The organism is Sulfitobacter brevis (assembly GCF_900112755.1).
Lineage (GTDB): Bacteria > Pseudomonadota > Alphaproteobacteria > Rhodobacterales > Rhodobacteraceae > Sulfitobacter > Sulfitobacter brevis.
On record NZ_FOMW01000017.1, the window covers coordinates 1 to 13230 of the forward strand.

Annotated in this window: 13 protein-coding genes, 1 tRNA gene and 1 pseudogene; 5 read left to right on the forward strand and 10 right to left on the reverse strand. The window is 58.5% G+C overall.

Annotated elements, in window-relative coordinates:
- Window positions 1–221: pseudogene (locus tag BM174_RS17665) on the reverse strand (IS110 family transposase); the annotation flags it as partial.
- Between the two features lie 24 nt (window positions 222–245).
- Between BM174_RS17665 and BM174_RS17670 the strand changes: the two are divergent.
- On the forward strand, window positions 246–788 hold the full coding sequence (locus tag BM174_RS17670) for a tyrosine-type recombinase/integrase (RefSeq protein ID WP_245766434.1): 543 nt from the start codon (window positions 246–248) through the stop codon (window positions 786–788).
- A gap of 77 nt (window positions 789–865) precedes the next feature.
- On the opposite strand, the gene BM174_RS17675 is transcribed toward BM174_RS17670, so the two are convergent.
- Both BM174_RS17675 and BM174_RS17680 read right to left on the reverse strand, forming a co-directional pair.
- Window positions 866–1180, reverse strand: a complete 315-nt coding sequence (locus BM174_RS17675; protein WP_093925178.1) for a helix-turn-helix transcriptional regulator — start codon at window positions 1178–1180, stop codon at window positions 866–868.
- A gap of 315 nt (window positions 1181–1495) precedes the next feature.
- On the reverse strand, window positions 1496–2581 hold the full coding sequence (locus BM174_RS17680; RefSeq protein ID WP_245766435.1) for a tyrosine-type recombinase/integrase: 1086 nt from the start codon (window positions 2579–2581) through the stop codon (window positions 1496–1498).
- Between the two features lie 621 nt (window positions 2582–3202).
- Between BM174_RS17680 and dctP the strand changes: the two genes are divergently transcribed.
- Genes dctP through BM174_RS17695 form a run of 3 tightly spaced genes read left to right on the forward strand, consistent with a single transcriptional unit; the run spans window position 3203 to window position 6014 of the window.
- Entirely contained in the window at window positions 3203–4165 is a 963-nt protein-coding gene (dctP, locus tag BM174_RS17685; protein ID WP_093925179.1) for a TRAP transporter substrate-binding protein DctP, read from the forward strand.
- A 35-nt stretch (window positions 4166–4200) separates the two neighbouring features.
- The gene (locus BM174_RS17690) at window positions 4201–4695 is read left to right on the forward strand and encodes a TRAP transporter small permease (RefSeq protein ID WP_093925180.1); all 495 of its coding nucleotides are present in this window, start codon (window positions 4201–4203) and stop codon (window positions 4693–4695) included.
- Window positions 4696–4697: 2 nt separating this feature from the next.
- Window positions 4698–6014, forward strand: a complete 1317-nt coding sequence (locus BM174_RS17695; RefSeq protein WP_093925181.1) for a TRAP transporter large permease — start codon at window positions 4698–4700, stop codon at window positions 6012–6014.
- A gap of 7 nt (window positions 6015–6021) precedes the next feature.
- On the opposite strand, the gene BM174_RS17700 is transcribed toward BM174_RS17695, so the two are convergent.
- The 7 genes from BM174_RS17700 to BM174_RS17730 form a co-directional block, all read right to left on the reverse strand.
- Complete coding sequence (locus tag BM174_RS17700) at window positions 6022–6951, reverse strand: AEC family transporter (protein WP_093925182.1); 930 nt, start codon at window positions 6949–6951, stop codon at window positions 6022–6024.
- A gap of 91 nt (window positions 6952–7042) precedes the next feature.
- Entirely contained in the window at window positions 7043–7843 is an 801-nt protein-coding gene (locus BM174_RS17705; protein WP_093925221.1) for an MBL fold metallo-hydrolase, read from the reverse strand.
- Entirely contained in the window at window positions 7843–8661 is an 819-nt protein-coding gene (locus tag BM174_RS17710) for a TatD family hydrolase (RefSeq protein ID WP_093925183.1), read from the reverse strand. The genes BM174_RS17705 and BM174_RS17710 overlap by 1 nt, the downstream gene beginning before the upstream one ends.
- A 16-nt stretch (window positions 8662–8677) precedes the next feature.
- Window positions 8678–9793 carry a DNA polymerase III subunit delta' gene (locus tag BM174_RS17715; protein WP_093925184.1) on the reverse strand — a complete coding sequence of 372 codons (1116 nt, stop codon included), beginning with the start codon at window positions 9791–9793 and terminating at the stop codon, window positions 8678–8680.
- A gap of 62 nt (window positions 9794–9855) precedes the next feature.
- On the reverse strand, window positions 9856–10521 hold the full coding sequence (gene tmk / locus BM174_RS17720; protein ID WP_093925185.1) for a dTMP kinase: 666 nt from the start codon (window positions 10519–10521) through the stop codon (window positions 9856–9858).
- Window positions 10518–11690 carry a D-alanyl-D-alanine carboxypeptidase family protein gene (locus BM174_RS17725; protein WP_093925222.1) on the reverse strand — a complete coding sequence of 391 codons (1173 nt, stop codon included), beginning with the start codon at window positions 11688–11690 and terminating at the stop codon, window positions 10518–10520. The genes tmk and BM174_RS17725 overlap by 4 nt, the downstream gene beginning before the upstream one ends.
- Before the next feature lie 25 nt (window positions 11691–11715).
- Complete coding sequence (locus BM174_RS17730; protein WP_425442388.1) at window positions 11716–12612, reverse strand: SPOR domain-containing protein; 897 nt, start codon at window positions 12610–12612, stop codon at window positions 11716–11718.
- A 228-nt stretch (window positions 12613–12840) separates the two neighbouring features.
- Here BM174_RS17730 and BM174_RS17735 point away from each other — a divergent pair.
- Window positions 12841–12930: transfer RNA gene (locus tag BM174_RS17735), tRNA-Ser, on the forward strand.
- Window positions 12931–13230 lie beyond the last annotated feature (300 nt).

Here is a 13230-nt window from a genome sequence, read left to right on the forward strand (position 1 = left end):
AGACGCACTTCGTGGCCCAACTTGCCAATCTCACGGCCCCAGAAATGCGCGCCGCCGCACGCTTCCATAGCAACCAAGCATCGCGGAAGTTGGCTGAAAAACGCCAGAACCTGCGTCCGCCGTAACTTCTTGCGCAAAACCGCGTGGCCTGCGCCGTCAGCTCCATGCACTTGGAATACATTCTTCGCCAAATCGAGTCCGACCGTGATAATATCCGACATGACCGCTCTCCTTTTTGTGGATCATTGCAGACCCACCTTGGCACATCGATGCCGCCGGAGGGCGGTTACATCATCAAAGCCATCTTCACCGGCATGCGCATTTCCGAGCTGCGTGGGCTCACGTGGGATAACGTAGATTTTCAGAGCAAAGTCATCCGTGTCGATCAACGCGCGGACGAATACTGCGAAATTGGTGCACCGAAGAGCAGGGCAGGGGTGCGGAGCATCCCTATGGCACCAACAGTGTCCAAGATTTCGGTAGCATGGAAAGATCAAGCACCGGACAGCTCAATCGGCTTGGTCTTTCCAAATTCAGTTGGCAAGGTGCAGAATTACTCAAATATATATAATCGTGTTTTCAAGCCGATGTTGGTAGACAACGGCATTGTGGATGACCAAGGTCAATCAAAGTTTGGCATTCATGCGCTTCGGCACGCAGCTGCATCACTGTTTATCGAGCAAGGCTGGAATCCAATGGAAATCCAAACGCTTCAAACACCTAGGAGGCATTCTAAGCAATCCTTAGCCATACCGTTGAAGGCAGAAATATCCAGATACTCTCCGTAGAGACTGCATTGCTTTTCACCACGTCATCTCCTTGGAAATCTAGAGATGGCAGGTCGAGGTGTTCCCAAAGGGTTCACCTAATCATTTTTATCCTGAGCGATGCCTGTGGCCACGCGTGCTAAGTCTAGCCATTCTTTTCTCTGTTCCGGCTTCAATCTTCTGAACGACTGAATGAGATATTTTTCGTCGTCCTGGTCGGGCGCGTCGAAGTCAATTAGATCTGATGGGTCGATCTCCAACGCCTTGGCGATGGCGCTTTGTCTAACTACTGACAAGCTCCTCGTCCCATTTTCTATTTGTGCGAGGTAAGGCCGGGATACTCCGATAAGTTCAGCAAGGTCACTCTGACTAACACCCCACTTTTTTCTCAATTCTGCAATCTTAACGCGCATCAAAGCTCTTTCATAAAACTAGTTTGTTATGCATCCATATAGCTATTATCGCTGTTATGGTCATTGTTGCAACATGTAACACCTGAGTTGCGGCCAGTTACTTTCTGAGAGTATTATCGCTTTCATTGTGTCTTAGGGTTTTGCACCGCTACGCTATTACTGCGCCAAAGCTTTTGCGGGCCATGTGCCAAACGCCTAGCGGCCACAAACGGAAACGGTTGGTGCGAGGGCTTCTATTTCGGTTTCGAACTGACGTTTCGAAGCTATTTCACGATTTTAAGCGACTGAGAGCAGTCGCTGGAATCGCCTAAGCAATTAACCGCGCAGCTTCACGACATTGCCGCTGGCATTGGTGACGTATCCGGCCCATTTCTGCATCAGTATCCGGCGCTGGTCGAGAAGATCAGATCGAGCGTAGCTGCGCTCGACCTTATTGCCGATGATGTGGGCCAGCGATGTTTCAGTCACATCATAAGTTGCCGCGTTTGTGTCCTGCACCCAAGTCCTGAATGACGTCCTGAACCCGTGCGGCCGTCCCGCTTCCCCCATGTTATTCAGAACCTTCGTCAACGCCTGAACCGACACGTATTTGACCCGTGGGCTTGGAAACAGGTAATCGCCACGGGCGTTGGCTTTGCACTCTGCCAACACGTCCATCGCAGCATCGGAAAGAGGCACCCTGAACGGCTGGACACGACCCTTGAGGCCTTTCATTCGCTCCGCAGGGACCGTCCACACATCGCCGTCAATCTCGCTGAACATCGCGCCCCGCGTGGAATGGCCCCTTGTTGCGGTCAGGATCGTCCAGCGCAGCGCAAGGTGCGAGGGGTAAGGCTTGCGTGACAGAACCTCATAGAGACGCGGCACGTCCTCCCAAGCCGTCGCGGCAATCGGGGTTTCGATGTGATCATGGTAGCCGAGCATATGCCGGGCGGCGTCACAGATGAAGGGGTCGACGTCGTGGCCGATAAGCCGCGCGTGGGTTATGACCATCTTGGTGCGGTAGAGCGCCTTATCAGCCGTTTCATGCTTAGTTCGCCATATCGGAGCAAGGGCGTTGTGAATATCGCGCTGGTGGAGCGCTGAGACGCGGATATGACCGATTTTGGGTATCACATGCAGCAGGATGGGCGAGAACCACCGCAGGCGCGCTCCATCGTTGCGCAGCCGCGCCTTTCGCGCCTCAAAAGTCACCTCTGCCATTTCTGCGTAGGTCGGATCGTGCTGGCTCGCAGCATCAGCTTCGGCGTCCTTTATCTTCTGGCGCCCAGTTATCGGGTCCAGCCCATTGAGCAGGACAGCGGCCCACTGCGCCCGCGACCTTCGCGCGTCTGCCAGTGACACGTCCGGCATCGCGCCGAGGCCCATCGCCTCCCATTGAGCGAGTATCTGAACGTCCACTTGCCGCCGTTGGCTGTGCGCTCGAAGATCAGCCCGCCGCCGTCTTGCATCTTCTCGCCCGCCTTAGCAGCCTTGATTGCCACCGCCGTCAGCTTGTTTTGAATTGCCATGCGCCCCCCATCGGCCCCCCATCCAGCCCCCCATTTGAGGCGCGCTGGAATGATACAAGTTGCAACACCCTGCTACAGTCGAATGTTTCTGGTGAAACAAAATATAGGCACATTTCGCTTATGCTACATGTTGCTACTGCTACACTGTTCCTCTCACCCGTACCAACTTTGACGCGCCGGGCGCTGTCATCTTGGTGCAACATCGCACTGCAGCCCGATACTGGGCCGCCTTTGGTGAATTTCCAATATCATTGCAAATCTGGTCAGGGATATCCCGCGGGAAGAGTGGGAAGTTCAACTTTTAATTCAGGTATCTGACGTAAGTCCTTTTTTTAAGTGGGAATTATTAGGTGCTGTTTAATTTAACTCGCCCCCTCGTCTTAGCATTATCTTGCACCAACCTGCACAAGCTGTTGACGTTGATTGTCAACGGCCCTAGCGTTGCATGCATATACATATAAACTTGATCTGGCGCTTAAGGCGCGGGCTGGTTTTCCTGGGGAGGAACGAAATGTACATTAAATCGACTATTATAGCTGCGACCATCGCGACGATTGGCAGCAACGCGGCCATCGCAGAGGAAGTCACCCTGCGCGCCGTGAGTGCCTTTAACCTTGGCACCACTTTCACCCGCGAATTCGAGGCTTTTACCAACTGGGTCAATGAAAACGGCAAAGGTATCGTCCAGATTGACGTGATCGGCGGGCCCGAAGCTGTGCCACCGTTTGAAGTCGGCAATGCGGTGCAGTCTGGTGTGGTTGATATGGCCAATGTGACATCGGCGTTCTATCCCAATCTGGTGCCAACGGGCGATGTGATCCATCTGGCAGAGAATACTGTTCAGGAACAGCGTGAGAATGGCTGTTATGAGGTGCTCGACCGCGTGCATCAGGAACAGATGAACGTGAAATACCTCGCCCATGCGGGGGACGGAATCGGCTTTCATCTCTATCTGACCAAACCCATCGACGGGCCAGACCTGTCGGGGCTGACCATCCGCACGACGCCGGTTTATCAGGCGATGTTTTCGGCGCTTGGCGCGAACCTTGTGCGCACTGCGCCGGGCGAAGTTTACAGCGCGCTGGAGCGTGGGGCAATTGACGGATACGGCTGGCCAAGTCAGGGCATCCTTGATCTGGGCTGGGACGAGCAAACGAAATACCGTGTCGATCCAAGCTTTTACAATGTGGACGTCAACTTCCTTGTGAACCTTGATGTGTGGAACGGGCTGAGCGATGAGCAGCGCGCAAAGCTTGAGGAAGGCGCGACCTGGGTCGAGGAAACCAACGCACTTAATGCTGATCGGAATGTCGAGGAATATGCCAAGCAGGCCGACGCGGGCATTGAGACGATCACCTTGAGCGATGCGGATGCCGAGAAATGGCTGAGCACCGCGCGCGATGCCGGTTGGGCCCATGTGGAAAGCATCGACGCCCCGCTGGCGGCTGAGTTCCGCGCCTGTCTGGTGAAGTGAGACTGGCATTAACTTGAAAGACAGGGCAGGATTTCATGCTGACACGAACATTTGACAGCTTGCTCTGGCTATTAGCCGTGATCGCTGCCGGTATCCTGGCGGCGATCACGGTATTGATCACTATCAACGTCATCACTCGCAACTTTGGCTTGCCGGGAATTTACGGGGCACTGGACGCGATCCAATATGCCCTAATGGTGGCTACTTTTCTCGGGGCACCTTGGGTGTTGTCGAATAACGGCCACGTAAAGGTCGACCTGATCACCGCCGCGGCACCTCCGAACATTCGGCAGATACTGGGACATCTGGTCTCGATTATTGGCGCCGCCTCGGCGGGGGTCTTGGGGTGGTATGGCCTTCAGGCAGTGCTGGCCTCGATGGGGCGCGGCTCGATGATCCGGACCTCCTTTGTCATACCGGAATGGTGGATGCTGTCGTTTGTGCCCTTGTCGATGGCGCTCTGTGTGATCGTGTTTTTGCGCCGATTGGTGCAGCCGCCGGTCGATGACCTCAAATTGAGCGGATTGTAACGATGGATTGGGTACTGACTCTGACGCTCATGCTGGGCGGGTTGGCAGTCTTGTTGCTGATCGGGCTGCCGGTGGCTTTTGCCTTCATCGCCGTGACCACGGTGGGTGCCTATGTGGTGCTGGGCGGCGAGCGCGGAATTTTGCAGCTTGCCCGCAATGCCAGCAACTCTGTCGCGAACTTCCAACTGGCGCCGATACCGCTGTTTATTCTGATGGGAGAAATCCTGTTCCAGACCGGTGTCGCACACCGCGCGATTGATGCGATCGAGCGGGTAGTAACCAAGATACCGGGGCGGATGTCGGTCGTCACGATCTTTGGCGGCACGATCTTTGCCGCGCTCTCCGGCTCGACCATTGCCAATACCGCGATGCTGGGATCAACCCTGCTGCCGGGCATGCTCAAGCGTGGCTATCATCCGTCGATGGCGATGGGGCCGATCATGGCGTCTGGAGCAATTGCGATGTTGATCCCGCCTTCGGCGCTAGCGGTGCTGGTGGGCTCGCTGGCGGGAATTTCTATTTCGGGACTATTGATTGCAGGCGTGGTGCCCGCCTTGCTGCTGGCGGTTCTCTTTGTTGTCTATGTCGTCGGGCGCAGCATTCTTGACCCGTCAGTCGCGCCAACCGAAGTGCTGCCCGATATGACGCGGCGCGAACGCTGGACACCTTTCGTTATTTATGTGCTGCCACTGTCGCTGCTCTTTGCCGTCGTCATCGGCTCGCTTTTGATGGGAATCGCGACCCCGACGGAAAGCGCAGCACTGGGCTGTGTGGCTGCGATTTTGATCGGCGCTGGCTACCGCGCGCTAAGCTGGGCCAAGCTGGCTGCGGCGCTGATGGAGACGCTTAAACTGGCTGTGATGATCCTGTTCATAATCGCCGCCAGCCAGACCTTTGCGCAGGTGCTGTCCTTTTCCGGCGCGACCAACGGGTTAATCAGCGCGATCAACACGATCGAGCCAACACCACTGATGGTGCTGCTGGGGATGATCGCGATCCTGCTGTTCTTGGGGTGCTTTATCGATCAGGTTTCGATGCTGATGGTGACGGTGCCGGTGTTTGTGCCGCTGGCTGATGCGATGCAAATCAATGATCTGGTCCTCGGCGTGGTCTACCTGCTGACGATGGAAATCGGGTTGCTGACGCCGCCTTTTGGGTTGCTGTTGTTTGTCATGCGCGGTGTGGCTCCGCCGGAGATCGGGATGCGGCAGATTTACAGCGCGGTGATGCCATTCTTATTGATCAAGCTGTTCGTCTTGGCATTAATCGTGTGGATGCCCGCCTTGGGCACGTGGCTGCCAAGCCTGATGGGGCGCTAGCGCCGCATTACGGGATCAGCGTCAACCACAGCCAGACCGAGAACAGTGAGCTGCCTGTGGCAATCAGCACAGAACTCGCTGCGACGCGGCGCGCGCGGCCATACATATTGGCGAAAATATAGGCATTGAACCCCGGTGCCATGGCGGCGGTCAACACACCGGAGCGGAAGGCGTCGCGCGGTAGTTCCAGCGCTGTGCCAAAGGTCCAGACCAGCGCGGGGTGCACCATCAGCGCAAAAGCGCAGACCATGGCGATGGCCTTCATGTCGCCTTCGGGGCGATATTGGAACAGCACGCCGCCAAGCGCAAAAAGCGCGGCGGGCAGGGCGGCCCGCACAACCAGCGACAGTGCATCCTCAAACGCACCGGGGATCGGCAGGCCGGAAAGGTTGACGGCGAAACCGGCAAGGATGCCGATTACCAAAGCGTTGTTGAACATTGCGCGGGTGACGTTCTTTACCAGCGTGACAGTGGACTGGCCCCGATTGCGCACAAACTCCATCGTGGTGATCCCAAGCCCGTAGCAGAACGGCGCATGGAATGACAAAATCGCATAGTTGCCAGCGAGCGCGGCGGGGCCATAGGCGCGCTCGGTGATGGGCAGGCCAAGCAGTACGGAGTTGGAAAAGAGGCAGCAAAAGCCGATGGCGACGCTGTCTTCCCAGTCGCGTTTGAAGAAATACCGCGCGCCGAGGATACCGCCCGCAAAGCAGATTGCGGCTCCTGCGTAAAAGCTGAGCAGCAGGCGGGGGTCAAACGAGGCGGAAAGGTCGATATGTGCAATGGCCTGGAACAGCAGGCAGGGGATCGCGAAGTTCTGGGTGAATTTCATCACCCCGTCGATACCGGAGAGCGGGAAGAGACCGCGCCAGACCGCCACATATCCAAAGCCGATGACCAGAAAAACCGGCAGGATGACGTCTAGCAGGGTTTGCACGGAAATGGGCCTTTGCGTGGGGGGGCTTACGGCAGGAGCGGGGGTTTCACACCCCCCGGACCCCCGTGGAGATTACTGGGCCAAATGAAGCTCAGGGGAGCGGGAAGCTCAGGACCATTCCGTCATAGGCCGGCTGGATGTGGTCGGGGGTTTCGGCGGCGACAGCGGCGTAGTCGAGATCATTGTGCATGTTGGTCAGCACGGCGGTTTTCGGCGCTAGGGTGTCTATCCACCCCAAGGTGCGCTCAAGGTGGCTGTGGGTTGGATGCGGTGTGCGGCGCAGGGCGTCGACGATCCAGCAGTCTAGGTTTTCAAGATGCTTCAGGGCTGCGTCGGGAATGGTGGAGACGTCGGGGAGGTAGGCCACGCCGCCGATGCGAAAGCCGAGCGCGCTGATACTGCCGTGATCGACCGTGAACGGCGTGAAGGTGAGCGTGCCGCCAGCGCCTTCAATATGCACGTCGCCCTGTATGGCGTGCAGGTTCAGGATGGGCGGGTACATCGACCCTTCGGGTGTCTCGAACGCATAGCCGAAACGCTCAATCAGCGCGGCGCTTGTCGGGGTGTCAGCCCAGACAGGCAAGCGCGCCCGCATGTTGATGACGATCATGCGCAGATCATCTATCCCGTGGACGTGATCGGCATGCGCATGGGTATAGAGTACCGCGTCAAGCTGGCCGACATTTGCATCCAAGAGCTGGCTGCGCATGTCTGGCGAGGTGTCAATAAGTACGGTCGTCCTACCATTTTCGCTGACCCGCTCAACCAGTAACGAGCAGCGGCGGCGGGCGTTGCGCGGGTTGTTGGGGTCACAGGCACCCCAGTGGCCGCCGAGGCGCGGCACGCCACCGGAGGATCCACAGCCGAGGATGGTGAGGCGCATTTCAGCCATCAGCTTGGCGCTTTCCATGCTGCTGCCTTGGCAAACAGCCGCTCAAAGTTGGCCTGCGTCTGGGCTGCGAAATCAGCGTAGTCCATCTCGAAGGTTTCAGCGGCGCGGCGTGCGGTGTGGGCGGAATAGGCGGGTTCGTTGCGTTTACCACGGCGCGGTGGGGGCGCGAGGTAGGGGGCGTCGGTTTCGACCAAGATCCGGTCAAGCGGTGCGGCAGCAAAGATGTCGCGCAAGCCTTGGGATTTAGGGAAAGCGGTGATGCCGGACATGCTGAGATAAAAACCCAGATCCAGCGCAGCTTTGGCAAGCTCGGGCGAGGAGGAGAAGCAATGCATCACGCAAGAATAGGCGCCTTTGCGATGTTCTTCGGTCAGAATGCGGGCCATATCTTCGTCGGCGTCGCGGGCGTGGATGATCAGGGGCAGGCCGGTCTGGCGGGCAGCGTCGATATGGGTGTGCAGCGACGTTTTCTGCACCTCGGCGCTCTCGGCGGTGTAATGATAATCGAGGCCGGTTTCGCCGATGCCGACCATCTTGGGATGTTTGGTGATCTCGATCAGCTCGTCAATCCCGATGAGCGGGCTTTCGGCGACGGACATCGGGTGGATACCTGCTGCGAAAAACACCGGCGCATTGGCTTCGGCGATGGCCTGCACGCGTGGCAGATTGGCCATTTTGGTGCATATCGTGACCATGCGGGTAACGCCTGCTGCGGCGGCGCGGGCGAGGATATCATCAAGCTCGCCGTCAAAATCAGGGAAATCGAGGTGGCAGTGGCTGTCGGTGATCTGGGGTATTTGCGGCTGGCTGTCGGTCATTCTTATTCCGGTTTGTTCAGCGGGGCGCGCATTCGCCCATCTTTAGCAGGGTATCTAGGACCAGTGCGGCAGGGTCAAGGTTCACTGCAAGCCCATGTTGTGCCCGCGATGAAATCTCTTGCGCTGTTTCGGCCCAGCGGCGGGCTTGCGCGGCATCGGGTGACAGGCGGCGCAGAATTTCGGCCTCATGCGGGGCGGCCTCAATCGCGGGGGGCGCGCCGGTGGCACCGGTGCGTGCGATGCGGACCAGCAAAAGATCGACGAGCGAGAACAACAGGTTGAGCTTGGTCTCAGCACCGCGTTGAGCGGCAGCTTCGGCCAGCTTGATTGCGCGGGCGCGGTCCATACGGGGCAGGGTGCCGGCGAGCGCTACCAGTTCGGCGTAAAGCTCCAGCCCACCCATCAGTGACAGACGCAGCGCACCGCCGACCGAGCCGCCGGAAAGCTCGGCCAAGGCGGCGGTATTGCCTTTGATCTCGACACCGGAGGCCGCAAGCGCTTGCGCCATCTGGTCAGGGCCAAGTGTGCCAAGCCGCAGGGTCCGGCAGCGGGAGCGGATGGTGGGCAACAGGCCTGAAGGCTGATGGCTCAGCAGCAAGAGCGTGGCGCGGGCGGGCGGCTCTTCGAGCATTTTCAAAAGCGCATTGGCGGCGTTCACGTTCATTTCATCGGCATCATCAATGATGACCACGCGCCTGCCACCATCGGCGGAGGACATCTGAAAAAAGCCGTTGAGCGCGCGGATGTCATCCACCACGATCTGTTTGCGCAGACGTTTTGTTTTTGGATCGACAGTGCGGGTGACGACTTTAAGGCTGCCCTCACCGCCCGCGGCGATACGCCGCGCAACGGGGTGATCCGCAGAAATGTTGAGGCTGTCCGGGGCGGGGCTGTCAAACATGCCGCCTGCTTCTGCATCCGGTGTTGCCAGCAAGAACCGCGCAATGCGCCATGCCAGCGTTGCCTTGCCAACGCCGCGCGGGCCGCAGAGCATCCAGGCATGGTGCTGTTTGCCAGAATTGAACGCATCGACGAAGGCCGCTTCGGCCTGCGATTGACCGATCAAATGCGCTGTATCGCGCGGGTGCTGGGCACCTTCCAAACGGTCGGGTTGGGGGGCTTCATCTGTCATGCAAGCCGTTTAGCACGGATGGGGGCGGAGGTAAGGGGTTTGGCGCGACAAGCCAGCACGATTTATGTTTTATCAGGCTGCGAGTTGCCAAGTTTCAAGCGGGGCAAAACAACGCGATGCAATTCGGCCGCGACGCACTCGATCTCCTGATCGCCATCAATCACCACAAAACGTTCGGGGAATTCCTCCGCCAGAGCCAGAAATCCGGCCCGCATCGCGGCTTGTAGATCTTCTCCAAAATCCTCGAACCGCTCTTCGGTGCCGTTCCGGGCCAAAGCGCGGGACAATCCCCGGCTGGGGTCCATGTCAATAAGGATGGTCAGGTCGGGCTCAACCCCGATCATCAGGCGGTGCAGGTCGTCAACGACGGCACGCAAATCGCCACGGCTGAGACCCTGATACATTCGTGTGGAATCCGCGAAACGGTCGCAGATGACCACTTTGCCAGCGGCCAGAGCCGGTCGGATGGTACGCTCCAGATGGTCGCGGCGGGCGGCGGTGAACAAAAGGATTTCGGTTTCGGCAGACCAGCGGTCGGGATCGCCCTGCAACACCAAGGCGCGAATTTCTTCGGCACCTGCGGAACCGCCGGGTTCGCGGGTCAGCACCACGTCACGGCCTAAACCGCGTAGATGATCCGCCAGCAAACGCGCTTGGGTAGATTTACCCGAGCCGTCGATGCCCTCGAAACTGATAAAGAGGCCTGTGCCCGCTGTCTTAGATGTCACGAGGCTTCCTGTGGTCCTGCGTTCAAACGCTGGAGCAGATGCATCGCAGCAGCGGTGACCTTGACCATGAACCCACCCGGCGCAACGGAATTTGACGCGACCAGCGGCACACGCATTTCTGGCAATCCTTCGCGGGTCAGAACCAGTTCGCCCAACTGGTCGCCTTTGGTAACGGGCGCCTGAAACGGACCTTTATAGATCACTTCGGCCTGAACAGCCTGACCGCCAGCAGCCACAGGGGCGAGCACCGAGAGGTCTTCTTTCAACTCAAGCCCGACAGTCTGCGCGGTTCCGAGCGAGACGGGGGCTTCGGCAATACGTGCACCCGCGTCGCCCAGCGAACGCTGGGTGAACTGGCGGAATGCCCAATTGACGATGGCTTCGGATTCCTGTGCGCGGGTAGCGGCGCTATCCAGTCCGGACAGCACGAAAATCACCCGGCGGTCGCCCTGCTTGGCCGAGCCGACCAACCCGTAACCAGCCTCTGTCGTGTGGCCGGTTTTTAACCCGTCCGCGCCGATGCCAAGGCCGAGCAGCGGGTTGCGGTTGGTTTTGTTCTGCGGCGCGCGGCCATCAAACATGAACTCGCGCTCGGCAAAGAGCGGATAGAACTGCGGGAAATCGGTGATGATCCGGTTGGCCAACAGTCCCAGATCACGCACTGACATCAGATGTCCTGCCTGTGGCCAACCGTTAGAATTGGCGAAGGTCGAATTGGTCATGCCCATCTGCTGCGCACGTTGGGTCATCAAACGGGCGAAACCGTATTCGGTGCCATCGGGGCTCAGCGCCTCGGCGATTACCGCGCAGGCGTCATTGCCCGACAGCACGATAATGCCGCGCAGCAGGTCTTCGACCTTGACGCGGTCGGTGGTGTCCAGAAACATCGTGGAGCCGCCGTAAGACATCGCATGCTGCGAGACCGGCAGCTCCTCGACCAGATCAAGACCGCCGTTCTGCTTACCGCGTTCGACCGCCTCAAACGCCATGTAGAGCGTCATGAGCTTGGACATCGAGGCGGGCGGCAGCGGCTCGTCGGCATTTTTGTTTAGCAACACAGTGCCGGTAGTTTGGTCAATCACAAAAGCCGCAGTTGCGCGGGTTTCGAAGGCCTGAACGGGCAGGGCCAGAAGGAGCAGCGCGAAGCTGGCAGCGAGATGTCGGATCATCGGCAGCATGTTCCTTTTGCTAGATTTAGTTATTGACGGCATAGGCGTCAGAGAAGCCTTCCGCTTTGATTTTCTTGATCAATGTATCAAGTTCGGATTGGGAGGATGCAGGCCCCACCACAACGCGCCAGAATGGCTTGCCATTGATCTCCGACCGTTTGACAGTGGGCACCATGCCCGCACCAGTCATCTGCTTGGCTGTCCGGTTGGCATTAGCCTCGACGCTGAAAATCCCCAGCTGGACAAACGGTTTGCCAAGCTTGGAGGCAGAAGGCCGTGGGGCAGTGGCTGGTGGTTTCGGCGCAGCAGGCGCCGCCACGGAAGCGGGCAGGGCAGTGGCGGCGATTTCGCCGCCCGCTGCCGGAGCCAGCGCGGTTTCAGTCACACCGGCGGGTGCAGGTAGCGCGCCGTCGGCTTCAATCTCGGGCACAGGAGCTTCTTCAGCTACAGGCGTTTCGGATTCTTCGCGGCGCAGGGCGGTGACATTCAGCGGCGCGGGGGCTCCCGCGAGAATGCTTAATGCCGCGGCGGCATCAGAGGAGATTTGCAGTTTTGGTCCGGGCAGATCGCGTTCACGGCGGAACAACGCACCGATCACGAATTTGCCGTTGGCCTCGTTGCGGATGATCACCCGCTCGGGGTCGGTCACATCAGGATGTGCAACCCAGACGCCACCAAGCGACGGACGGCCATCCCACAAACCCTGATCGGTGACCGAGAAGACATCGGGCGCCTCGACATCGCGCTCAACCAATTTGGTCGATTGCGTGGCACCAGCCGTGCTGGCCTTGCCCTTGGGCATCGAAAACCCCAATCCGGTGTCGTCGCAGCCGGTCAGCAATCCGACGGCAAGCACTGTGCCTGCCAATAAGGAAAAGCGCCGGTGCGGGGCGCGCATGCGGTGGGAGAGCCTGCTTATCATTTGTCGTCCTTGCCTGCCGACCCGTCGGGGCCCGTATTTCTGGCCAGATCGCTGGCACGTCCGAGCCCCCTTTGAGAGGGTCTTTGGCGCACTCTAACCTGCAAGGTGTACCCTGAAAAGGCTGGCGTTCGCCAATCGGCAATATTCCCCAAGCCGAACATGCGGTGAAGTGCAAGTCAATTGTGGGTTTGCCGAATCAAAACTAGCGCATTAGGAGAGCATCATTGCGGAGGTTTGGCAGAGTGGTCGATTGCACCGGTCTTGAAAACCGACGGGCGTGAGAGCGTCCCCAGGGTTCGAATCCCTGAGCCTCCGCCACCCACCCTAGTCTCTCCTATGTGCTTCGCATTCGAGCTGTAATTGATGGGTAATTACAGTCGCTTGCGTTGCGATTTGCGAAGCAGAGACGCAACGTTGCCGCGCTTTCGCGCCTGTATTCCCAGCCAGTCTCTGTAGCCCCGCTGCCTCGGTTCGCTTCGCGGTGAAGGGCTAGATTTGCGGCGCGCGCTTTCCATTTACAGGGAATACCTTTCGTTTTGGACGAGCGATCGGCTTTCAGAGGGGAGATAGGCCCGCGTTCATAAGACCTTAGCGTAGAATTCCCTGCTATTCATAACA

Excerpts from the sequence above, each read along its gene's own strand:
- BM174_RS17715 (WP_093925184.1), bottom strand. The coding sequence starts at position 9,793 with ATGACAGATGAAGCCCCCCAACCCGACCGTTTGGAAGGTGCCCAGCAC.
- BM174_RS17690 (WP_093925180.1), top strand. The coding sequence starts at position 4,201 with ATGCTGACACGAACATTTGACAGCTTGCTCTGGCTATTAGCCGTGATC.
- dctP (WP_093925179.1), top strand. The coding sequence starts at position 3,203 with ATGTACATTAAATCGACTATTATAGCTGCGACCATCGCGACGATTGGC.
- BM174_RS17730 (WP_425442388.1), bottom strand. The coding sequence starts at position 12,612 with ATGATAAGCAGGCTCTCCCACCGCATGCGCGCCCCGCACCGGCGCTTT.
- BM174_RS17695 (WP_093925181.1), top strand. The coding sequence starts at position 4,698 with ATGGATTGGGTACTGACTCTGACGCTCATGCTGGGCGGGTTGGCAGTC.
- BM174_RS17705 (WP_093925221.1), bottom strand. The coding sequence starts at position 7,843 with ATGGCTGAAATGCGCCTCACCATCCTCGGCTGTGGATCCTCCGGTGGC.
- BM174_RS17675 (WP_093925178.1), bottom strand. The coding sequence starts at position 1,180 with ATGCGCGTTAAGATTGCAGAATTGAGAAAAAAGTGGGGTGTTAGTCAG.
- BM174_RS17725 (WP_093925222.1), bottom strand. The coding sequence starts at position 11,690 with ATGATCCGACATCTCGCTGCCAGCTTCGCGCTGCTCCTTCTGGCCCTG.
- BM174_RS17710 (WP_093925183.1), bottom strand. The coding sequence starts at position 8,661 with ATGACCGACAGCCAGCCGCAAATACCCCAGATCACCGACAGCCACTGC.